Source organism: Kribbella sp. NPDC056951 (assembly GCF_042674205.1).
GTDB classification, from domain to species: Bacteria; Actinomycetota; Actinomycetes; order Propionibacteriales; family Kribbellaceae; genus Kribbella; species Kribbella yunnanensis.
This window is the reverse complement of sequence record NZ_JBHUQZ010000016.1, coordinates 38629-59850: the sequence shown is the minus strand read 5'-3', so window position 1 is coordinate 59850 and position 21222 is coordinate 38629. Positions and strand designations below refer to the sequence as shown.

Genomic DNA, 21222 nt, shown 5'->3' with positions numbered 1-21222 from the left:
ACGAATGTTGCGTTAAGATGATGACATGACCGAGACCGATCGCGCAAGTAGGCCGGGTGGACGGACCGCGCGCGTGCGCGCCGACGTACTGGCTGCTGTCGCCGCCGAGCTGACCGAGCACGGGTACGACGGGCTGACCATCGACGGCGTCGCGGCGCGATCCGGGGTGCACCGGACGACCGTGTACCGACGGTGGAAGACGGTCGCCGGACTGCTCGTCGACCTCCTGCAGACCGACGACGACTGGGCTCCCGCCGACACCGGCTCACTCAAGGGCGATCTGATCGCGCTCAACCGCGAGGTGTACGACGCCCTGACCGAGCAGCCGTCCATCACCCAGGCCGTGATCGCCGCCTCCTTCCGTACGCCGGAAGCCGCGGACGCGCTCACCGCGTTCTGGGCCGACCGCTACCGCCGCTCGGCCGTCGTCGTCGAGCGGGCAATCGCGCGCGGCGAGGTGCCGGCGACGACGAATGCCCACGAGACGGTGGTCGCGGCGACCGCGCCGCTCTACCACCAGCTCGTCCTGCTCAAGCAGCCGATGAGTCGGGCGGCAGCCGACCGGTACGCCCGACTAGCCTCGGGCATGTGACTGGGCGCTTGAGCGATGAAGTCGTGTTGGTGACCGGGGCTGCGCGCGGAATCGGTCGTGCGGTCGCCGAGAAGGCAGCCGCCGAAGGTGCCGCGGTCGGGCTGATCGACGTACTGGCTGGTCAGCTCGCGTCGACCACCGCCGAGCTACAAGCAACCGGCGCCCGAGCCGCCTCCGCGATCGGCGACATCACCGACGAGCGCTCAGTCGCAGCAGCCGTCACCCAACTGGCCGCCGACCTAGGCCCCGCGACCGTCCTGGTCAACAACGCCGGCAAGAACGCCTACGCCGACGCAACCCAGATGACCGTCGCCGAATGGGACTCAGTCTTCGACGTCGACCTGAAAGGCGCCTGGCTGATGGCCCGCCAGGTCCTCCCCTCGATGATCGAGAACAACCACGGCGCGATCGTCAACATCGCCTCCATCCACTCCTCCCTCACCACCGCCGGCATGTTCCCCTACGCCGCCGCCAAGTCCGGCCTGGTCGGCATGACCCGCTCCCTGGCCCTCGACGTAGGCCCCCACAACATCCGAGTCAACGCCGTCAGCCCCGGCTACATAGCCACCGACCTACTCGAAGAGTTCTTCACCAACTTCCCCACCGAACGCACCCACGCCCTCACCGTCCACCCCCTCGGCCGCATCGGCACCCCCGAAGACGTAGCCGAAGTCGTCTGCTTCCTGGCCTCCCCCGCCGCCGCCTTCGTCACCGGCGCCAACTGGTCGGTAGACGGCGGCCTCGGCATCCGCTACGCCTGACCCCACTCAGCCGGTCGGGTTGTAGGCGCAGGCTTCGGCGAGGTCGGGGGTGGTTGGTTTGGGGTTGGGTTTGCGGGTGGCGGGGGCGGTCGGCTTGGGTGCGGTGGGTTTGGGGGTTGCGGGCTTGGTTGGTGGGTTGAGGTGCTGCTGGATCAGTTGGCGCATCGCCGCGTAGTTGGGGTTGCGGCCGCTGGGGTAGTTCTTCTTCTTGTCGAGGTCGATGTTGGTGATGGCGCCGTTCTTGATCCGCTGGCCGAGGGTGACGAAGGCGGGCAGGATGGTTTGCGGGATGTCGGTGCGGATCAGGCTCTCGCCGGCCTTGGCCAGGTCGAGGTAGTTGGCCAGGACGTTCTGCGGAGTGGCGCGTTCGACGATGGCTTTGACGGTGCAGCGCTGGCGGGCCTGGCGGGCGACGTCGGCGCCCTGGACCTTGTAGCGGCCGCGGGCGAACCAGAGGGCGTCGGTGCCGTTGAGGTGCCGGTTCGGGCCGGGGTCGAGGTAGCGGCTCGGGGGGATCTTCTTGTCGTCGTTGCCGCCGACGGGGACTTTGTAGTTGATGTTGACGGTGATGCCGCCGAGCGCCTCGACGAGCTGGGCGAAGCCGGCCAGGTTCACCTGCACGTAGTAGTGCAGCTTCAGGCCGAGGGCTTCGCTGACCGACATCTTCAGTACGTCGGCGCCCGGGTTGTCCGAGGGACCGATCAGGTCGCGGTGCTCGGCGGGCACCATTCGGTACATCGCGTCGAGGTAGTAGTTCGGCTGTTCCTTCAGACCGTTTGGGTCCCAGAAGCCGGTCGGGAACTCCTTGTGCAGAGCGGTTCCTTCCGGGAACGGCATTCGCATCCAGTTCCGGGCCAGCGAGATCAGGGCCGTCTTCCCGGTGCGGGTGTCGATACTCGCGATCATCACCGAGTCGGTCCGGGTGTTGTCGCGGCCTTCGCCGTCGTCGGCGCCGAGGAGCAGGATGTTCAGGCGGGGGAACTGGGCCCACGGGTCCTTGGTGTTGTTGATCTTCGGCCGGGTCTGGCTCTTCGACTGCTCACCGGAGAACACCTTCTCCACAAGCTGCCGTTGCGCCATCAGCGTCTGCGCGCCGAGCGCCGTACTCGACGCCATCCCGAAGCAGACCAGCCCGATCACCGCGGACCCGGCCAGCCGCGCGCCAGGTCCTGCCGTCAGCGGCCGGAGCATCTTGTACGACGTGACGAGGACCGTGACCCAATACAGCGCGATCACGCCGAGCGCGACCACCATCAGCAGCAGTACGTCGGGGTTCAGTGCCCACGTGATCACGTCGTCGCGACGAGCGAGCGCCAGGTACGCAGCGGCGCCGTACAGGGTGAGGCTGAGTGTGACCAGCACGGCTCCGAGGCGTCGCCGCCCGGCCAGGAGGTAGCCGAGCCCCGGTAGCAGCACCCCCACGATCGCCAGTGCGAGTGCCGCGATGCCGGACCGCTCACGACGTCTGGCCCGCCGCGCACGGCGAGCTCCGGACCCAGGATTGCTGCTCGAGGACATGGGCTCCACTCATCAACCGGCGACAGGACAAGGACGCGGCCCCGAACCGCGTCCAGCCCTACGATTCGCTGACTCCGCAAAAAGTTCGCTGGGGTCGCGAATCCTGACCTGTTCCTGCCAGTCGGTCTCACCAGGTGGCGGCAGCCATCACGACCACCACGGGGTGGCGCCGGAGACATCGCGGAGTGCGTTCGTCGCGCAGTGCACCTCGCCGCCGCCCAGATGCGACCAGAAGAAGTTCTCGACCCAGTGCACCCGGACGCCGTTGCGCGCGAGCGCTCGCTCGGCCGACTGCCGGAAGACATCACGACCGTTGAGCTTGGGACCGTGCGGATCCGGTACGGCGAACTGTCGATCGGTGAGCGAGAGTCCGTTCACGAGCCCCGGCGTGAGCGCCTTCAGCAGGCCGTATTCGGGAACGCGGTCGAAGAACACGGGGAGCCGGACGAGCTCATCGGGTCGCAGACCGGTCGCCCTGAGCAGAATTGCGAGCTGCTTGTCGATGTGCTGAGCGGCGGCCTCGTTGTCGGCCAACTTGGTGAGGAGCGAATCGACTGTCGGCTTCGAGGTGGAGTTGGTGTCGGCGAAGAGGCGCTGGTTGCCGCCGCCTCGCTTCTGTACGTCGCGTAGGAGCTGCGCCGCGAGCCGCGGATCGGCGACCGCGAGCGTCCACCCGCGAGCGTTGTTCGCTCGGACGACATGCGTGGTCTCGTCGGCATGGCCGACCATCAGCCAGGAGGTGTCGATCACCACCGGCGGTTGGTAACCCTGGCTCGTGACCATCTTCAGGTACGCCGGATCGGGGTGGCGCTCGCCTGCGCCGTACACGATCCTGCCCTGTGGATAACCGTCGTACGGCGGGAGGGTTTCCAGGTTGCCGCCCATGTTCAGCAGGTCGTCGAGACCCGGTGATGCCTTGGTGGCGAGCTCTTGGACGACACCGACATTCGGGCCGCGCAGGTCGCGGTAGATCAGCCGTCCCGCGGGTCGCGGAGTGGCGACTCCGTCGAAGTCCCAGACGTTGCCAGACCGGATCAGAATCCGCATCGTGTGCGGACCGGCGGTGGCCGGCATGCTCGCGGTCGCCGGCTCGAACGTGTCCTGCAACCACATGTCCTTCCAGCCATCCGCCGTACCGGTCACGAACTTCACTCGCGCTCCGGCCGAGGCGGACGCCGCACGCAACGTCCCAGCAAACGGCTCCCACTCACCCGGCACCCCGTCCTGGTACGGCGCCGATCCGCCCCACCACCCTGGTCCGTCGTTCGGCCGCCCGGCGAGCACGGTCTTGGCCGCCTGCAAGTCGTTCTGCAACATCAACGGAGCCACCCGCAGCTGTACGACGTCAGTCCAGTCGCGACCGCGATCCCGCACGGTCAACGTGACCGTGATCCGCCCATCCCACCGAGCCGGATCACGAACCACATCCCGCCCCTCCAACCCAAGCCGAACGCCCCGCCGCAACTGAGCCGCGGACAAGACGCCGACAGGACGTGCGCCCACGAGGTCGCCGCCCCCACCCCTCGCCCCGCTGCTGCCCAAGGCGCCATCCTCCTGCGCCGCCCCGCCTTCTGCGAAGATGCGTGCCTTGTTTGCCGGGCTGATGGTCAGGGTTCCTGTCGCGGCTGACGAGATGTTGCGTAGGGCATCGATCTTCAGCGGGGCGAGATCGGCGGCGTCACGCGGGCCGTTGATGCGGTCGTCGGCCGCGTCGTTGCAGGCGGCGAGCTTGTCGTCGACCGCTCGGCCGGGCGCGTCCAGGTCGGCCGGGGCGACGGTGCAGCGGCGTTCGTCGTCGTCGAGGTTGGGCAGGAAGATCGCGCCGCGCTTGTCGGTCCACGTGTCCCGACCCGCGTTGTCGGCCGGGGTGAGCAGCCCGTCGCGATTGACGTCCGCGGTGAGCAACGTGTCGCGGGTGACGTGCGCGGTGAGCAGGTTGGTGTCCGCGGCGAGCAGGCTGGTGCGGTGGACTCCCTCGGCCGGCAACCCGCCGCGGTTGAGGTCGGCGGTCGGCAGCCCACTGCGGTTGGTGGTCGGGTGCGGGCTGGGTGTGGCCGCCCAGGCGGCAAGCGCGGGGGTTCCGGCGGTGAGGAGGGTCGCGGTGGCGAGGGCCGCGGTCCAGCGTCTCATCGGAGCTTCTCCTTTGTGATACGAGCGTACTTTTTCCAACTCGAATCTAGCACGGTCGTATTGGAACCGGGGTGGCGGCGAGAAGGGTTCCGGAGGCTGCAGGCAAGTAGAGGTGACTGGATGCCCGCCGGGGTGTCGTGAGGAGAGGGACCGGATGCGCCGCTGGACTGCTGTCAGGATCGCCGGACTCGCCGTAGTGGCGGTGGTCGGCGCCGGGGTGCTCTTCCAGCTCCCGGCCAGCCCGTTCGAGCGCGGTGGCAAACCCGAGCGGCCGGCCACCGAGACGCCCGCGCGGACCGCGGCGCAGCCGCCGAAGGGCGACCCCGGCGACAAACCGGCACCGGCTCAGTCATCCCAGGCGCCGGCTGAGAACGAGCAGTCGTCCAAGACGCCCGACCGCCCCGCCGCGGCGATCACCTACCCGCAGCGCGGCACCGTCAACTTCACCGTGCTCCCGGCCGACCCCGACCACCGTGTGATCGGCACTGCGGGTCAGCTGCTCAAGTTCCAGATCGCCATCGAAGGCGGCATCAAGGGCATCGACCAGGCCGCGCTAGCCAAGTTCGTCCGCGACACCTACGGCGCCCAGCAGGGCTGGACCGCCGGCGGCAAATGGAGGTTCCAGCAGGTCGGCCCGGGGGAGCAGAGCGACCTCCGGCTGATGTTCGTCACACCGGAGACCCGCGACACCTACTGCGGCTACGCCCCCGACCGCTACACCAGCTGCCGGATCGGCGACCGAGTCGTGCTCAACATCGCCCGCTGGGTGCACGGCGTCCCGAACTACGGCGCCTCACTCACCACCTACCGCCAATACATGGTCAACCACGAGACCGGACACCGCCTCGGCTACGCCCACCAGCTGTGCCCGGGTGCCGGCCAGCCCGCCCCAGTCATGCAGCAGCAGACACTCGGCTTGCACGGCTGTACGGCGTACCCGTGGCCCTTCCGCGGCGACTCGCTCTACCGCGGTCAGCTCGGCAAGTACAACGACGCCATCCCAGGAACCTAGTTCTGCAGCAGCACGTTAGGCAGCGCCTGACTGGGACCAGAGCTGACCGCAGCGGACTCCAGACCGTCGGCCACCGTGTGCAGCAGCCGAACCAGGTGAGCGGCGTCGTCCGGCCCGAGGATGCCGGTGACGACATCGAGGACGCGGACGGTCAGACCGTCCAGCTGGGACAGGCGGGCCTGGCCCAGCGCGGTGACCACGACCTGCCGACCACTCCGAACCATGCCCAAAGCGGCCAGGTCCGAAATAGCTAGCTCGGCCTCAGCCGTAGTGGTACCTATCTGCTCCGCGACGCCCTCCGCAGTACTCCGCCCGTTCGCAATAGCGCTCAGCACCAGCGCGGCCGGCATCTTCAAACCGACCGCGTCCTGCAGGCCGAGGATGAGCGGATGAGCATGGCCACGCACTCGCTCGACCGCGTCGAGCAGCCGCAGCGCGTCCCCGACATCACCGATCAAGTGCTCGGTCTGCACGGCGGCGAAGGCCGTCGGCTCGACCGGGGCAGGCGATCCCACAACCCCGTCCGCTGCTGGCTTGCGCAGCGCGAGGGCTCGGGTTTCCTCGTCTTCGATGGTCACGAGATCCAGCGTACGGAGTCGTTCCGACAGCTCGGCGTGTCGTTCCTGAGGAAACCCTATGAATCGTTCGGGGCGGTGGGGCGGGGAAGGTATCGAGCCCAGCCCCCACCGTGGTCTACCGTCACGCCCATGCAGCTGAGTGGGAAGCGAGCCTTGGTCATCGGTGGCGGCGGAGCGGGAATCGGCCGCGCAGTCACCAACCTGTTCGGTGCCGAGGGCGCCGCGGTCGTGATCGCGGATCTCGACCCGGCCCGCGCGGCCGAGGCTGCTGACCAGGTTCGCGCGTCCGGCGGTACGGCGTACCCGGTGAGCGGTGACGTGCGCTCACTCGCCGACCTCGAAGCCATGGTCACCGCAGCGGTGGAGAGCCTCGGCGGACTCGACATCCTGGTCACGGTCGTCGGCGGGCAGGTCGCGTTCGTCCCCGCGGTGAAGCTGCACGAGATGGCCGACGAGGACTGGGACACCATCTACGAGGTCAACCTCCGGTACGTCGCCCGCGCGGTCCGAACCGCCCTGCGGGTATTCCTCGAGCAGGGCACCGGCGGCTCGATCGTGAGCGTCGGCTCGGTGACCGGATTCATGGCCGCACCCGAGCAGGCGGCGTACGGCGTGATGAAGGCCGGCATCCTCAGCCTGGCCCGCACTGTCGCCGCCGAGTACGCCGCCAATGGCATCCGGATGAATGTCGCCGCGGCTGGCGCGATCGCGACCGCCGTCAATACGGCCCCGACCGATGAATGGGTCGACGAGATCCCCCTCGGCCGCTACGGCCGCTCCGAAGAAGTCGCGGCCGCTGTCGTTCACCTCGCTTCCGACGCTTCGGCGTACACGACCGGGCAGCAGCTGGTCCTGGACGGCGGCGTCTCCGTGCGCGGGCCTTTCGGGTAAATAGCGCGACAGTCGAAAACGTGCTCGAACAATGCGAGTCCGGCTGGTCCGAAAAAGTTTGCCCGGAGTCGGAGAAATCGAGATCGGTGCGTGACCTCCGGCTCTGATGCTCCGTTGCATCTGATGTGACGGTGAACACCTACGGCGCATCGTCACCGCGCTCGCCCGCGAATCCCTTGCCGACCATCGCGAGAATTTGCCAGGAGGACCAGTGACAACCGCCACCGCCACCCAGACCATCGAGCGCCGTCGCGTGCGGGTCTGGTTCGGTGAGCACGTGATCGCCGACTACAACGCCGAGCCGGCGTTGGCCGAGCGGTACGCCCACGCCATGAGCCGTCGCTTCGCCGGACTGCGGGTCACCAACGACCCGATGCCTGCCGTCGACCGGCTCCCCGACCCCCTGCCCGGCGAGCGCATGTGGGATGTAGCACCCCGCTGAGAAGATTCTTCCGAAGTCTTTCGTCTCCGTTTCTCACCAGACAACCCACCCGGACGACGGCCGGCCGAGAACCTCACCTCGACCACGAAGACTTCGGTTTCGGCGGCAAGTGAGCGTTGGCGTTCTGCTCCTCACTTGCCGCCGCATTTTCTCAGCAACCAAATGCGCCTGATTACTGAATTCCTTTCACCGTCCGCACCGGCCTCCCCAGTCCGGTGCGGACGTTTTTGTTTAGAGTGCTGTCATGGACAGTGCCCTGACGCCCGAGCACACCGCAGCAATCGTCGAGGTCGCCAACGCAATCGCCGCCGCCGACAACAGTGGCGAGTACGTCGCCCCGGCCGACATCGAGGCCGCGGTCACCGCGGCCAAGCACACCCGCGGTCTCTGGCGCGATGATCGCCTCGTCGGCTACGGCCTCGTCGACGACGTCTTCAAAGGCGGCATCCACCCCGACCATCGTCGTCAGGGTTTCGGCGCCGAGCTCCTCGACTGGGCGCTGACCACCGGACCGGCGTTCGACCTCGAGATCCAGAGCATCAACACCGGTGCCGAGGCCCTCGCGGTCTCCCGAGGCTTCGACCCGATCCGCTACTTCATCGTCATGCAACGCCCGTACGACGACGCCCCGCTTCCGCCCGTCGAGCAGCAGTCCGTCGCGTTCACTCCCGAGTACGACGAGCGCCTCCGCCTCGCGCACAACGAGATCTTCGCCGACCACTGGGGAACCGAGCCGAAGACCGAGGACGACTGGCAGACCTGGTTCACCGGCCACCGCGCTTTCCAGGCCGGTCACTCGCGCCTCATCGTCGACGAGGGCCGGATCGCGTCGTACGCGCTGGCCTATGAATTCGACGCCGACACCGAGGCGACCGGTGTCCGCGAGTTGTGGATCGGTCAGGTCGGTACCCGTCGCGAGGATCGCGGCCGCGGCCTGGGCACCGCGGCGGTCTCCGCAGTGCTCCAGGCCGGCGCCGAGGCCGGCTTCGAGCGAGCCGGCCTCGGCGTAGATTCCGCGAACCTCACCGGCGCCGAGCGAATCTACGCCCGGCTCGGGTTTGAAACGGTCAGCACGAAGATCTTGTATCGCCGTACTGCATAGACGCGGACCGCCCCCACTCACCAACGCTGTTCGGCCCGTCCAACTCACGCTCAGCGCGTCCTGCCGGAGTGGCTGAGAAGAGGGTTGGACAGTGGCGCAGGTCCGCCCACCTCAGTAGACCTCGATGTCGTCGAGGAACACCCCGTCGGCCGACGGGATGAAGGTCCGGGTGAAGGCGACCTTGACGTGCTGCGCCCGGACCGGCGCGAAGCGCACCTCGAAACGGTTGCCCGAGGCATCATTCGGCCGCGTCACCACCGGACCGCGGTCGGACCAGCTCGAACCGTCGTCGCTGGTCAGCACGCGCACGGTGTCGGGACGGTAGCCGGAGTACTCGACGTACCCCTGGACGTCGACCGCGCGGACGGTCTTGCGGCTCCCGAGGTCGAAGCTGAGGTCGAACGACTTCGTCTCCCCGGCACCGCCCTGGATCACGTACGGGCGACCATCACCGAAGTTGTCCGAGATCACGCCGTCGGTCGACTCGCGCTCGCTCGAGTCCGGGAACCCCTTTGGCGGCTCCCACGACTTCTTGTAAGCGAGCCCACCAACCAGGTTCTCCCGCGGTAGCGGCGCTCCGGCGACCTTGAACGCGAGCAGCCCGTCCGTCGGCGCCTTCAACCGGACGTACCGCGCCTTCGCGTTCAGCCCGACGAAGTCCTCGCCACCGTTGGCCTTCGTCCGCCGACCCGCATCGACCCAGGTCACAGCGTCGTACGACGTCTGGATCGTGTACTCGGCCGGATACGTGGCACCCCACTTCAGGTACACGCCGTCGACCTGGTGCTGCGAACCGAGGTCAGCCGCGCCACCGGTCTTGATCGTCGCGGCCAGATCGCGCGCGGCGAATGGCTTACCGGCGGCCGCATCCAGCACCAGGGCGCGGATCCGCTCCAGGTAGGTGACGTCGCCGGTGAAAGTGCCCGGCTTGCTGGCCAGTGCCATTGCCAGGTCGGTGGCCAAGTCCGGATGTGTCTTCTTCAGGATCTCGACGACCTCCCAGTCCTCGATCCCGTCCCGCATCGACTCGAGCCGGATCGTCCGCTCGAGCAGGTTCTTGTGCTTCTGATCCGGGTTGACCACCCAGAAGTCACCCTTGACGTCCTGGTCGTCCATCGAGATGTTCCAGTTGTTGAAGGCCCAGTGCAGATGCCCGTTGGCGCCACGGGCTGCGGCCAGCCAGCCGATCAACCGCTGGTAGTACTCGGGCTGGTCGATGAAGCGGTTGAGGAACCCCAGCGTCGGGATGTTGCAGTTGTAGAGCCAGAGGTCCTTGCCCTTGGCCCGTTCCGCGTCGAAGGTCTTCGGGTTCGACTCGTAGTTGAGCAGGTTCGGGATCAGGATGTCCTCACGCTCGGCCACCTCGGAGGCGACCGGGTCGTGGAACGTGGCGTCGCCGATCTTCACGTCCGGCCAGACAGCCTTCACCTTGTCGAAGATGCCGTTCCAGCCGTCGCGGCCCGAGGCGCCCTGCGGCTCGTCACCGATGTGCATCCACCACTTGTCCGCCCAGCCCTTGGCCCGCACGTGATCACGCAGCGCCCCGACGTACTGCTGGATGAAGTCGTCCGCCTCGGCCGACGTGTAGGGGACGTACTTCTTCACGGTCTTCCCGTCGGCGTCGCGCGCCAGCGTCTCGACGTCCCAGGTGGTCCAGTAGCCGGGACCACCGTTCACCCAGAAGCCCTCGAGCCGGCTGACCGTGCCGCGGTCGGTGAAGAACTTCACCACCTGATCGACCTTCGACCAGTCGAAGTGAACCTTGCCGGCGGCATCGACTGTCGTGTCGCCGGCCAGCAGCAACGTGTTCATCGGCAACGTCAGGTTGTTGTTGCGGTAGTCGCGGCGCAGGTCCGCGTAGTCCTCCATCAGCTTCCACCACTTCGGGGTGAACGGGGAGAAGCCGTAGTTGGCGAGCATCGTCTCGACACCGCTCGGGGGCGGCTGGTGCGAGACTGTGCCGAAGAAGAGCGTCCACTCGACGTCGGTGAAGCCGCTGTCCTTCGCGTCCGGGATCGTCACCGGCCGGACGTTCACCGACAGCGGGATGGTCTCGGTACCACGGTCGGTCTCGATTCGGACCGTACCGCGGTAGACCCCACCGGCGACGTACTTCGGGACGTGGACGCGGACCCAGATCGGCTGGGTCTTGTTCGCCGGGACTGTGGTCGAGCGGTCGTTGGACAGGCCGTCCGGGAACTCGTCGGGAGCGGGTCGACTCGGCGCGTAGACGTACTGGTTGCCACCGAAGACCGAGTTGTGGTTGAGCGGGGTGAACTTGACGAAGTTGTAGCTCAGTTCGGACGGCGGGATCTGCCGGAATCCCGCGGTGAGCGGGCTGAAGCTGACCCGCTTGATCGTGAACGCGCGCTCGCGGCGGATGACCACCTGGCCGGCCTCGAACTCATTGCGAGCAGAGTCGAGAGCGAGCGTCGTACCAGCGGCTGTGTCGGCCGGCAGTGAATCGGGGAAGACGTGCGTCGCGGCGCGCACCGCCCACACCTGGGCAGTGGCTTGGGCGACGGATGGGGTGGTGACAGCGGTGATGCTCGCCGTCACCAGGATCGTGGCGAGCACTCTGGACGGTTTCATGACGGGGAACCCTCCTGCCGATGGTGGGGGCGGTCCTCATTCTTCGAGCGTGCGGCGCCGAGGGCCAACAACCTGACTAGACCACTTCCCGGAATTCCGCGTCGCGACGGGGTCGCAGGTGCGTCGAATGGTTCACCGGAGGAACACCCGCCAGACATCCGGGAGGGCGATGATCCGGCGGATTTCCCTTTGTCAGGAGGAAGCAAGATGGGGCACTCGCACGGCGCCGGTCACGGACATGGTCACGGCCACGGTCATGGACACGGGCATGGTCACGACCACTCGCACGACCATCACCACCCCAACACCGAACTGGACGCGGCCACGCTCGCCGCGCTCGACGAGTCGGTGCCGGACAGCGACCTGACCCCGACCGAGGTCTCCCGCCGCGGACTGCTCCGCTCGGCCGGCATCCTCGGCGGTACGGCGGCCCTCGCGGTCACCGGCGCTCAGTTCGCCGCGGCCAGCGCCCCGAAGGACGGCTGGATCTTCAGCCACGGCAACCGCCCGAACGTCTGGCTGGCCGGTGACCACCACATCCACACGCAGTTCAGCTCCGACGGCATGTACCGGGTGATCGACCAGGCTCGCCACGCGGCGGCGTACGGGTTGGACTGGCTCGTCATCACCGACCACGGCGGTGCGACGCACGCCCGGATCGGTGTTGACCTGGTCAACCCGCAGATCAAGGCCGCCCGCTCGGAGCTGCGGGACACCCTGATCTTCCAGGGTCTGGAGTGGAACATCCCGGCCGCCGAGCACGGCACGATCTTCGTTGCCCCGGGCAACCGTGAGGTCGAGGTGCTCAAGCAGTTCGAGAACAACTACGACGGCAGCGTGAAGGGCGCCGGTGCGAACACGCCGGTCAACGAGGCTCTCGCGGTCTCGGGCATTCAGTGGCTCGGTCAGCAGGTCGACAAGCGTCGCGTCGCCGACGCGCTCTTCCTGGCCAACCACCCGGCCCGCAATGGCATCGACAGCCCGCACGAGATCCGCAACTGGCGGGACGCCGACCCGCGGATCGCAGTCGGCTTCGAGGGTGCGCCCGGTCACCAGGCCGGCGGTCTGCCGAAGGGGATCGGCCCCGCCGGAGCCCGCGGTATCTACGGCAACTCCCCGAACGCGAACTCGTTCCCGGCGTACCCGCCGGAGAGCTACCGCACCTGGGGCGGTTTCGACTGGATGACCGCGACGGTCGGCGGTCTGTGGGACAGCCTGCTCGCCGAGGGCAAGCCGTGGTGGATCAGCGCGAACTCCGACTCGCACAACAACTGGAACGAGACCGCCCGCCGCCCGGACGGCTCCAGCCAGGAGCAGTTCGACCGCGACGGCCGCTACATGGACCCGGTCTACGGCAACCAGGTGCTCGCCACGAACAGCGACTTCTGGCCGGGCTTCTACAGCCGCACGCACGTCGGCGCGGACCGCCGCGACTACCTCTCGGTGATGGAGGGTCTCCGCAACGGCCGTGTGTGGGTCGATCACGGCATGCTTGTGAAGGGTGTCGAGGTCGAGGTTCGTGAGGTCGGCAAGACCGGGGCGGTGGGGTGGGGAAGGAATCAAGCACAGTACGGCGAACCGCTCGGCGGCGCGCTCGTGGTTCGCAAGGGACGTCCGGTCGAGCTCGTCGTCCGGATCACCACCCAGACGATGCCGAACTGGGCGAACTTCGTCCCGTCGCTGAACCGGGTCGACGTGATCCAGGGTGCGGTGACCGGTCCGGTTGCCGACCGCGATACCTTCGCCGCGCCGAAGACGAAGGTCGTCCGGCAGTGGGACACCTCCGGCAAGCGCGGCACCTTCGAACTCGTCTACCCGCTGGGCCGGGTCGAGGAAGCGTCGTACCTCCGCGTCCGCGGCACCGATGGGAACCGCAGTCAGGCCGGGTACCACGGTGCTGCGGTCGACCCGGCCGGGCCGGCTCTCGATGTGGTCGGCGACGCGGACCCGTGGGTCGACCTGTGGTTCTACACGAACCCGATCTGGGTGCTGCCGAAGTGATTGTCGCCGTCGACGCGGACAGCAGGGACACGGCTGCGGCCGACCACCTGCTGTACGAACTGCTCGAGGCTGTGGACCAGCCGGTCGTCGCCTGTACCCACATGGTCGTGGGCGGCGACCGTCCGCACGTGGCGGTGTCGCTGGCCGGCGCCGCCGACCTGGCCGAACCGATCCGCGCAGCCGTCGCGGATCGGGGTGCGGGCCTGGCGATCACCCGGCCGGGCGCGTCCCAGCCGGAGCTCGCCGGACCCAGTCAGCTCGTCCGCGGTGCCTACGTGGCCGCGGTCGAAGCAGCACTCGGTACGGCGGGTCGCGTCGTCCGCTGGCCCGGACACGAGCGCGGTCGCGGGGTACTACCAGCGGCCGAGCTGCGCAGTCGCTGCGGAATCGACCACCTGGAAGCGGTCGGCGGTCTACCGATCACCGACGACGCACTGGTCGACACGCTCGACTTCCTGCGCCCAGTACGTCGGGACGGTCAACTCGTACTGCAGTTGCAGCCGGCCGCTGGCAACCTGTTGATTCCGTTCGAACTCCAGCACCAGCAGAAGTGCTGCGCCGATCACTGAATCCACTGGTGATCGGCGAGCAACTCGGGGAGTTCGCCGATCACGCCGAGACGCTGGGTGCAGCGGGTCAGAGCGACGTACAGATCGCGCAGTCCACGCGGGGACTCGATCACGATGCCGTCTGGGTCGACGACCAGGACCGAGTCGAACTCGAGTCCCTTCGCCTCGCGTGCGGTCAGGACGGTGACGCCGCTCAGGCCGTCGACTGCCTCCTGGATCAGCTCGAGCCTGCTGCGTGACGTGACCACGCCGACCTCGCCGTACTGGGTCTCCTCGGACGCCATCTTGTAGACGTACAAGGCCTGCTCGGCCGGCGGAACGTCCGCGTGCCACGGCTGGACGCCGGTCGATCGGACCGAGCGCGGCGGCTTCGCTGTCGGGTCGACCTCGTGCAGTACGGCGTTCGCCAGGTCCATGACCTCGGCCGGGGTGCGGTAGTTGAGCGTCAGCTCGGCCAGCCGCCAGCGGTCGCCGAAGGTCTCGCCGAGTGCCGAGGACCAGCTCGTGCCGCCGCCGATCGCGCTGGTCTGCGCGACATCGCCGACCACGGTCATCGACCGCAGCGGACAACGTCGCGCGATCGCCCGCCAGGCCATCGGGGTGAGCTCCTGCGCCTCGTCGACAATCACGTGGCCGTAGGTCCAGCGCCGATCTGCACCTGCGCGCTCGGCCAGCGTGCGATCGTCATCGGCTTCGTAGCGCTCGGCAAGCATCTGTGCGTCGAGAATGTCCTTCGCGGTCAGCATCTCGGACGCGTCGTCGTCGTCGAAGTCGGTCGAACCTGAACCGGACAGGACATCCAAAGCGCCTTGTGCATAAGCGATTGCGCGCGCCCGGGCGGCGCGTTCTCTCGCCGCCTCAGTACCGTCGTCGCCGAGAAGTTCGGCCGCCTCGTCGAGTAGCGGTACGTCGGCCGGGCTCCAGTCGGCGCCGTACCGGAGGAGGTGCTCGCGGTCGAGGACACTCAGCTGGGGCGCGGCTTCCGCGAGGCGCTGCTCATCGCCGTACAGGTCCTCGAGGAGTTGTTGCGGGCTGAGTTGCGGCCAGAGTTGGTCGAGCAGCGCCTGGATCGCGGGCTCGGCGAGAACCTCCTTGCGGAGCTCGGCGATATCCCACTCGTCGAGGAGGTTCTCGCCGTCGAGCGGGTCGGTGCCGATCAGGTCGGCGTACTGGCTGGTGAGGCCGTCGACGATCTCGGTCAGGAAGAACGGCCGGGCCTGGTTGTGCGTCAGGTTTCGCCGACGGGCGCGGTCGCGGGTCGTGCGAGCGAACTCCGGGTCGAGGGTGAGCGTGGTCCGGTCGACGCGGACCTCGATCGGCTGGTCCGGGACCCACTGGCGGTCGGCGACCGCCTTCTCGATCACCGCGGCCATCACCGTGCGGCCCTTCACCTCGGCACTCTCCGGAGCCTCCGGCCGGGTCGCGGTCAGGCCCGGGTACAGCTCGGCGATCGTGACGAGCCGAACCCCGTCCTCACCGAGTGACGGCAGCACCTGTCCGATGAACTTGAGGAATGCCGCATTCGGCCCGACGACCAGAATTCCGCGCTTTTCCAGCTGTTCCCGATGCGTGTACAGAAGATAGGCAGCGCGATGCAGCGCGATCGCGGTCTTCCCGGTGCCCGGACCGCCCTGGACGACCAGGATTCCGGGCAGTTCGGAGCGGATGATCCGGTCCTGATCGGCCTGGATCGTCTGCACGATCGACTCCATCCGGCCGGTCCGGCGCGCATCCAGCGCCTTCAACAGCACGGCCTCGCCGATCACTCCCGTCCCGGGTTTGGACGCGTCCGCGGCCTCCCGATCGAGGTCGAGTTGCTCGTCCTGTACGTCGACGACTCGGCGCAACCGGGTTTGGATGTGGCGCCGCCGTACGACGCCCTGGTTCGCGACTGCGGTCGCGATGTAGAACGGGCGAGCGGCCGGAGCGCGCCAATCGATCAGCAGCGGCTCGTAGTCCGCGTCGTGCAACCCGAGCCGGCCGATGTGCAGCACCTCGCCATCCGCCGCGTCGAGGCGCCCGAAGTACAGCCCGTCCTCGGCCGCGTTCAGCCGCCCCAACCGCACGCCGAGGTCACGGATCCGCCCGTCCCGCTGGTTCAACGCCTGCGCGTTCCGCGTGCTGACCAGCAGTTCTTCCTGGGTACGCCGCTCGGTCCGCTCCCGCTCGTGATCGAGCGCAGCGTAGAAGGTGCTGAGGTGCACTTGTTCGGCATCGACCGGATTCGGCAATTCAAACCCCTTGTGATAAAATGCGTCTTTGTTGGCTCCCGAATGCATTTCTCGGTAGCAGCCACAAATCCATGAGTTTATCTCGTGTGGAGCATTTATTGAAGCCGTGGCTATGGATCGCGAACGTGGTGGCGACGATCCTGGTGGGCGCGGCCGCGATCCTGCAGCTGGTCGACGCCTCCTCGCCTGACTCCTCCTGTGGGCCGCAGTGTGATCCGCACGGCTACATCGTGATCTTCACCGCCATTCCCGTCCTCGTCGTCCTCCTGGTTGCCCTGTCCGCGCTCGGGTCTCTCGTGATGCGCCATCGGGCGGGCTTCTGGCTCGAGCTGGTCGCCGCCGCGGGCTGTGCCTTCGAACTGCTCTTGCTGCGGTCGCTCCTGACGGTCGTGCACGCTGTGTCGGTCGGCGCTGTCATCGCGGCGACTGTGGTGTTGGCGATCGTCGGTCTGCGCAAGGCGCCGGTGCGTCGGCAGTACCGACTGCCGGAGCCGCCGTACCCGGCAGCTTGACCTCAAGTCGTCTTGAGGTATTAGCGTCACCCGGCGTGACTGTCCACCCGCTCCGCCTCGCCGTGCTCACCCGCAACCTCGAGCCCGGCCGCTTCGGCACCACGGTCACCGAGTGGTTCGAACGCCAGGCCGACCGGCACGACGAGTTCAAACCCGATCTGATCGACCTCAGCGCCGTACCGCTGGCCGACCTCCCCGCCCGGGTCGACGAAGCCGATGCCGTCGTCATCGTCACCGCCGAGTACAACCACGCCTACCCCGGCGACCTCAAGACCGCCATCGACGCGGTCCGCCGCCCCTGGTACGCCAAACCCGTCGCCTTCGTCGTCTACGGCGGCCGCTCCCGAGGCCTCCGCGCCGCCGAACAACTCCGCCTCGTCTTCGGCGAACTCCACGCCGTCCCCATCCGAGACACCCTCGCCTTCCACGAATCCGACTTCACCCCCGCCGGTGAACCCCTCGACCCGACCACCCCCGCGGGCGAGCCCCTGGACCCCGCCGGCTCCGCGCGTGACCGCCGTACCGCCATCGGCGAGCCTGTCGACCCGACTACCCCCGCCGCGGCCACCGCCCTCCTCGACCAACTCGCCTGGTGGTCCCGCCCCCTCCGCGAAGCCCGCGCCACCACCCCCTACCCCGCCTAACCCCCTCCGCCCGCCCGTCCCGGCCGAGCCCATTTGGTGGGTGCACCCACCGCGTTGGAGGTTCCCACCCCGGAATCTGGTGGGGGAACCTCCCACCGCGGACGTCCACCCACCAAACGCGGGGGCGCGACACGCCGGGGCGGAATACGGGGTGGATGGAGGTGGTTGGCGTGTGGTGTGAGTAGCGAAGCTATGCCTTTGTCCGTGCTCGACCTGTCGCCCGTGCCTTCGGGGAGCAAGCCTTCACAGGCGCTGCACGAGACGCTGGAGTTGGCGCGAGTGGCCGAGGCCGCCGGCTACCACCGGTACTGGCTTGCTGAGCACCACAACATCCCGAGCGTCGCGAGCTCCAGTCCCGAGGTGATGATCGCGGCCGTAGCCGGCGCCACCTCGACCATCCGAGTCGGAGCCGGCGGGATCATGCTCCCGAACCACTCGCCCCTCAAGGTCGCCGAGACGTTCCGAGTCCTCGCAGGCCTGTACCCGGACCGCATCGACCTCGGCCTAGGCCGCGCACCCGGCACCGACCAGCGGACCGCCCTCGCCCTCCGCCGGAGCCGCGAGACGCTCGGCGCGGACGACTTCACCGAGCAGTACGCCGAACTCCGCGCGTACGCCGAAGGTTTCCCAGCCGGCCACCCCTTCGAACCGATCACCGCGCAACCGTCCGACGTACCGCTCCCGCCGGTCTACATCCTCGGCTCCAGCACGTACGGCGGTCAGGCGGCCGCCGCCCTCGGAACCGGATTCGCCTACGCCGGTCACTTCGGCACCCTCGATCCGGCCGGCGTGATCTCGTCGTACAAGACGAACTTCGAACTGTTCGACCACCAGACCGAGCCCTACGCGATCCTCGCCCTCGCCGCGATCGTCGCCGAAACCGAGGAACGCGCCCACCAGCTAGCCGAGGCGAACGCCCTCTCACTCCTCCGCCTCCGCTCCGGCCGCCCCGGCCCCCTCCCCTCACCCGAAGAAGCGGCCGCCTACCCCTGGAGCGAAGGCGAACGAGCAGCCGTCGAAGAATGGGCCGGCCTCGCCACCGTCGGCACCCCCGACCAGGTAGCCACCGAACTCCGCCGCCGAGCCAACAAAGCCGGCGCCGACGAACTGATCATCACCACCCACATCCACAACCCCGCCGAACGCCAACGCTCCCTCCAACTCCTAGCCAAGTCCTGGGGCCTAACCCCCCGCTGACTCATCAAACGGGGGAGGTGGCTCGGACGTGTTCGAAGATGAGGCTGGTTTCGGCGTGGGCTACTGCGGGGTCCGCGGTGAGGTGGTCCAGGACGAACTCGCGGAGGGCGTCGGGGGAGGCTGCCGACACGTGCAGCAGGTAGTCGTTGGCGCCGCTGACGTGGAAGAGGGACAGTACGCCGGGTAGTGCGGGGACCTTGGCGCGGAATCGGTCGATCTCGTCGCGCGAGTGGGTGCTGATCCGGATCGCGATCAGCGCCTGCAGGGGTTGACCCAGCGCGCCGAGATCCACGTCGGCGTGGAAGCCGCGGATGACACCGCGTTCGCGGAGTGCCCGCACGCGGGTGAGGCATGTCGACGGCGCGATGCCGGTCGCCTCGGCAAGGGCGTTATTCGGCATCCGGCCGTCGACGGTGAGCAGCCGGACCAGCTCGCGGTCGACCTCGTCGAGGCCGCCCGACAGCGCACCCGGTACCGCCCGTGGGGCCGGTCCGGGGCTCCGGCGATCCTTCGGCATGGCACCACTGTAGAGCGCGCACACAGAATCCACAGCGTGTGGACATCCCTGTGGACGAATTTTCTTCGGAACTATTGCGCTCAATCCGCAGAAGATTCCATCCTCAACCTCGCCAGTGCCTGTGGATAACTTTGGGAGGCGTCATGCAGCTCGACACCCGCTCGGTGCACGCCGGCCGCGACGACCTGACCGCCCTCGGGGTGCACGTCCCGCCGATCGACCTGTCCACGACGTACCCGCTCCCCGACGTCGGGACCGGCGGCGCGTCGTACGACGCACTCGCGCAGGGCAACGGCCCGGACGGCGGGAGCCTCGTCTACCAGCGCCTGTGGAACCCGACCGTGGCCCGGTTCGAGGACGCGCTCGCGGAGCTCGAGCAGACCGACGGCTCGGTCGCGTTCAGCTCCGGCATGGCCGCGCTCACCGCCTGCCTGCTCGCCACCGTCGCCGCCGGCCGCCCGCATGTGATCGCGGTCCGGCCCATCTACGGCGGTAGCGACCACCTGTTGTCCACAGGCCTCCTGGGGACAGCTGTCACTTTCGTCCGGCCGAGCGAGATCGCCGCTGCCGTCCGCGCCGACACCGGGCTGGTCATCCTCGAGACGCCGGCCAACCCCACGGTCGAGCTCGTCGACATCGCCGCGGCGGTGCGGCAGGCGGGCGACGTACCGGTGCTGGTGGACAGCACGTTCGCGACTCCGGTGTTGCAGCAGCCGGCTCGGCACGGGGCGAGCCTGGTGTTGCACTCGGCAACGAAGTACCTGGGTGGTCATGGCGACGTCATGGGCGGCGTCGTAGCGGCCGGCCGGGACTGGGTCGGCCGGCTCCGGCAGATCCGCGCAGTAACAGGTGGCCTGCTGCACCCGTTGGCGGCGTACGAACTGCACAGGGGACTGCAGACGCTGCCGGTGCGAGTGCGGGCGCAGCAGGCCACCGCTGCCAAGGTGGCCGACTGGCTGTCCGCACAGCCGGCCGTGGAGCAGGTCTACTACCCCGGTCTCTCCGACCCGCTGGAGCTCGTCGGCCGTCAGATGTCCGGACCGGGCGCCGTACTGGCGTTCACCGTCGCCGGTGGCTACTCAGCTGCGGCACAGGTCGCTGGAGCGCTGCAGCTGATCACCCACGCGGTCTCACTGGGCGGCGTCGACACCCTGATCCAGCACCCCGCCGCCCTGACCCACCGCCTGGTCGAGGCGACCGCCAAGCCCTCCGACGCCCTCCTCCGACTCTCCCTCGGCCTGGAGGACCCCGAGGACATCACTACCGACCTCGAACAAGCCCTCAAGCAGGTACGGCGACCGGTCGCGTAAGCACGCGGTCGACGATCCCGTACTCCCGGGCATCCTCCGGAGTGAACCACCGATCGCGGTCGAAGTCCGTGGTGATTCGCTCCAACGGCTGACCGGTCCGTTCGGCGATCAGCTGGGCCAGGTCCTCACGCGCCTTGATCGCCTGTTCGGCCTGCACCTTGATATCGCTCGCCGTTCCGCCCATGCCGCCGGTCGGCTGGTGCATCATGATCCGCGCATGCGGCAGCGCGAACCGCTTGCCCGGCGTACCGCAGGTCAGCAGCACCTGTCCCATCGACGCGACCAGACCCATCCCGTACGTCGCCACGTCGTTGCTGATGAAGTTCATCGTGTCGTAGATCGCCAGTCCGGCCGAGACCGAGCCGCCCGGGGAGTTGATGTAGAGCGAGATGTCCGCCCGTGGGTCCTCGGCGTTCAGCAGCAGCAGCTGGGCGCACAGCGCGTTGGCGTTCGCGTCCTTGAGCTCGTCGCCGAGGACGAGGATGCGCTGCCACATCAGGCGTTCGTAGACGTTCTTGTCCAGGTTGTTCAGTAGCTCGCTCATGGAATCCAGAGTGCGGGCGGACCGCCTGATCAGGCCCAGGAATCTGCCCGTGGCAGATCTGCCCACCGCAGAGACCATG

General features: G+C 68.2%; 19 protein-coding genes. 12 read left to right on the top strand and 7 right to left on the bottom strand.

What is annotated here, in order from left to right:
* The first annotated feature begins 25 nt into the window (after positions 1-25).
* Both ACFTSF_RS37540 and ACFTSF_RS37535 read left to right on the top strand, forming a co-directional pair.
* A complete protein-coding gene (locus tag ACFTSF_RS37540; RefSeq protein ID WP_380159891.1) occupies positions 26-592 on the top strand; it encodes a TetR/AcrR family transcriptional regulator in 567 nt (188 codons plus the stop codon).
* Complete coding sequence (locus tag ACFTSF_RS37535; RefSeq protein ID WP_380159889.1) at positions 589-1353, top strand: SDR family NAD(P)-dependent oxidoreductase; 765 nt, start codon at positions 589-591, stop codon at positions 1351-1353. Before ACFTSF_RS37540 ends, ACFTSF_RS37535 begins: the two co-directional genes overlap by 4 nt.
* 6 nt (positions 1354-1359) lie before the next feature.
* On the opposite strand, the gene ACFTSF_RS37530 is transcribed toward ACFTSF_RS37535, so the two are convergent.
* Entirely contained in the window at positions 1360-2871 is a 1512-nt protein-coding gene (locus ACFTSF_RS37530; protein ID WP_380159887.1) for an LCP family protein, read from the bottom strand.
* A 147-nt stretch (positions 2872-3018) separates the two neighbouring features.
* Positions 3019-5001 (bottom strand): protein-arginine deiminase family protein, encoded by a 1983-nt coding sequence (locus tag ACFTSF_RS37525; RefSeq protein ID WP_380159885.1) that lies wholly within the window; start codon positions 4999-5001, stop codon positions 3019-3021.
* 154 nt (positions 5002-5155) lie between these two features.
* Here ACFTSF_RS37525 and ACFTSF_RS37520 point away from each other — a divergent pair, with 154 nt between their 5' ends.
* Complete coding sequence (locus ACFTSF_RS37520) at positions 5156-6013, top strand: DUF3152 domain-containing protein (protein ID WP_380159883.1); 858 nt, start codon at positions 5156-5158, stop codon at positions 6011-6013.
* On the opposite strand, the gene ACFTSF_RS37515 is transcribed toward ACFTSF_RS37520, so the two are convergent.
* The gene (locus ACFTSF_RS37515; protein WP_380159882.1) at positions 6010-6591 is read right to left on the bottom strand and encodes a MarR family transcriptional regulator; all 582 of its coding nucleotides are present in this window, start codon (positions 6589-6591) and stop codon (positions 6010-6012) included. The genes ACFTSF_RS37520 and ACFTSF_RS37515 overlap by 4 nt on opposite strands.
* Before the next feature lie 129 nt (positions 6592-6720).
* Between ACFTSF_RS37515 and ACFTSF_RS37510 the strand changes: the two genes are divergently transcribed.
* From ACFTSF_RS37510 to ACFTSF_RS37500, 3 genes are all read left to right on the top strand, one after another.
* A complete protein-coding gene (locus tag ACFTSF_RS37510; protein ID WP_344160229.1) occupies positions 6721-7482 on the top strand; it encodes an SDR family oxidoreductase in 762 nt (253 codons plus the stop codon).
* A 211-nt stretch (positions 7483-7693) separates the two neighbouring features.
* A complete protein-coding gene (locus ACFTSF_RS37505) occupies positions 7694-7924 on the top strand; it encodes a hypothetical protein (RefSeq protein WP_132413983.1) in 231 nt (76 codons plus the stop codon).
* Between the two features lie 244 nt (positions 7925-8168).
* Positions 8169-9026, top strand: coding sequence for a GNAT family N-acetyltransferase (locus ACFTSF_RS37500; protein WP_380159880.1), 858 nt, complete (start codon positions 8169-8171; stop codon positions 9024-9026).
* Positions 9027-9137: 111 nt separating this feature from the next.
* On the opposite strand, the gene ACFTSF_RS37495 is transcribed toward ACFTSF_RS37500, so the two are convergent.
* Entirely contained in the window at positions 9138-11618 is a 2481-nt protein-coding gene (locus tag ACFTSF_RS37495; RefSeq protein WP_380159878.1) for a glycoside hydrolase domain-containing protein, read from the bottom strand.
* A gap of 207 nt (positions 11619-11825) precedes the next feature.
* On the opposite strand from ACFTSF_RS37495, the gene ACFTSF_RS37490 reads away from it, so the two are divergent.
* Positions 11826-13619, top strand: a complete 1794-nt coding sequence (locus ACFTSF_RS37490) for a PHP domain-containing protein (protein ID WP_380159876.1) — start codon at positions 11826-11828, stop codon at positions 13617-13619.
* Positions 13580-14188 (top strand): hypothetical protein, encoded by a 609-nt coding sequence (locus ACFTSF_RS37485; protein ID WP_380159874.1) that lies wholly within the window; start codon positions 13580-13582, stop codon positions 14186-14188. The genes ACFTSF_RS37490 and ACFTSF_RS37485 overlap by 40 nt, the downstream gene beginning before the upstream one ends.
* Here ACFTSF_RS37485 and ACFTSF_RS37480 read toward each other — a convergent pair.
* Entirely contained in the window at positions 14182-16419 is a 2238-nt protein-coding gene (locus tag ACFTSF_RS37480; protein ID WP_380159872.1) for a HelD family protein, read from the bottom strand. The two genes, ACFTSF_RS37485 and ACFTSF_RS37480, sit on opposite strands and share 7 nt — an antisense overlap.
* 98 nt (positions 16420-16517) lie before the next feature.
* On the opposite strand from ACFTSF_RS37480, the gene ACFTSF_RS37475 reads away from it, so the two are divergent.
* From ACFTSF_RS37475 to ACFTSF_RS37465, 3 genes are all read left to right on the top strand, one after another.
* Positions 16518-16931 carry a hypothetical protein gene (locus ACFTSF_RS37475; RefSeq protein WP_380159871.1) on the top strand — a complete coding sequence of 138 codons (414 nt, stop codon included), beginning with the start codon at positions 16518-16520 and terminating at the stop codon, positions 16929-16931.
* 35 nt (positions 16932-16966) lie between these two features.
* On the top strand, positions 16967-17575 hold the full coding sequence (locus ACFTSF_RS37470) for an NADPH-dependent FMN reductase (protein WP_380159870.1): 609 nt from the start codon (positions 16967-16969) through the stop codon (positions 17573-17575).
* A gap of 192 nt (positions 17576-17767) precedes the next feature.
* A complete protein-coding gene (locus ACFTSF_RS37465; RefSeq protein WP_380159868.1) occupies positions 17768-18772 on the top strand; it encodes an LLM class flavin-dependent oxidoreductase in 1005 nt (334 codons plus the stop codon).
* Between the two features lie 4 nt (positions 18773-18776).
* On the opposite strand, the gene ACFTSF_RS37460 is transcribed toward ACFTSF_RS37465, so the two are convergent.
* Positions 18777-19289, bottom strand: a complete 513-nt coding sequence (locus tag ACFTSF_RS37460; protein ID WP_344163316.1) for an Lrp/AsnC family transcriptional regulator — start codon at positions 19287-19289, stop codon at positions 18777-18779.
* A 143-nt stretch (positions 19290-19432) separates the two neighbouring features.
* Here ACFTSF_RS37460 and ACFTSF_RS37455 point away from each other — a divergent pair, with 143 nt between their 5' ends.
* Positions 19433-20599, top strand: a complete 1167-nt coding sequence (locus ACFTSF_RS37455; protein WP_380159866.1) for a trans-sulfuration enzyme family protein — start codon at positions 19433-19435, stop codon at positions 20597-20599.
* Here ACFTSF_RS37455 and ACFTSF_RS37450 read toward each other — a convergent pair.
* Positions 20571-21143, bottom strand: a complete 573-nt coding sequence (locus ACFTSF_RS37450) for an ATP-dependent Clp protease proteolytic subunit (protein WP_344163310.1) — start codon at positions 21141-21143, stop codon at positions 20571-20573. The two genes, ACFTSF_RS37455 and ACFTSF_RS37450, sit on opposite strands and share 29 nt — an antisense overlap.
* Positions 21144-21222: the final 79 nt, after the last annotated feature.

Coding starts and splice junctions, on each gene's coding strand:
- ACFTSF_RS37520 (WP_380159883.1), top strand. CDS start 5,156: ATGCGCCGCTGGACTGCTGTCAGGATCGCCGGACTCGCCGTAGTGGCG.
- ACFTSF_RS37510 (WP_344160229.1), top strand. CDS start 6,721: ATGCAGCTGAGTGGGAAGCGAGCCTTGGTCATCGGTGGCGGCGGAGCG.
- ACFTSF_RS37465 (WP_380159868.1), top strand. CDS start 17,768: ATGCCTTTGTCCGTGCTCGACCTGTCGCCCGTGCCTTCGGGGAGCAAG.
- ACFTSF_RS37490 (WP_380159876.1), top strand. CDS start 11,826: ATGGGGCACTCGCACGGCGCCGGTCACGGACATGGTCACGGCCACGGT.
- ACFTSF_RS37455 (WP_380159866.1), top strand. CDS start 19,433: ATGCAGCTCGACACCCGCTCGGTGCACGCCGGCCGCGACGACCTGACC.
- ACFTSF_RS37495 (WP_380159878.1), bottom strand. CDS start 11,618: ATGAAACCGTCCAGAGTGCTCGCCACGATCCTGGTGACGGCGAGCATC.
- ACFTSF_RS37500 (WP_380159880.1), top strand. CDS start 8,169: ATGGACAGTGCCCTGACGCCCGAGCACACCGCAGCAATCGTCGAGGTC.
- ACFTSF_RS37460 (WP_344163316.1), bottom strand. CDS start 19,289: ATGCCGAAGGATCGCCGGAGCCCCGGACCGGCCCCACGGGCGGTACCG.
- ACFTSF_RS37525 (WP_380159885.1), bottom strand. CDS start 5,001: ATGAGACGCTGGACCGCGGCCCTCGCCACCGCGACCCTCCTCACCGCC.
- ACFTSF_RS37540 (WP_380159891.1), top strand. CDS start 26: ATGACCGAGACCGATCGCGCAAGTAGGCCGGGTGGACGGACCGCGCGC.
- ACFTSF_RS37530 (WP_380159887.1), bottom strand. CDS start 2,871: ATGTCCTCGAGCAGCAATCCTGGGTCCGGAGCTCGCCGTGCGCGGCGG.
- ACFTSF_RS37450 (WP_344163310.1), bottom strand. CDS start 21,143: ATGAGCGAGCTACTGAACAACCTGGACAAGAACGTCTACGAACGCCTG.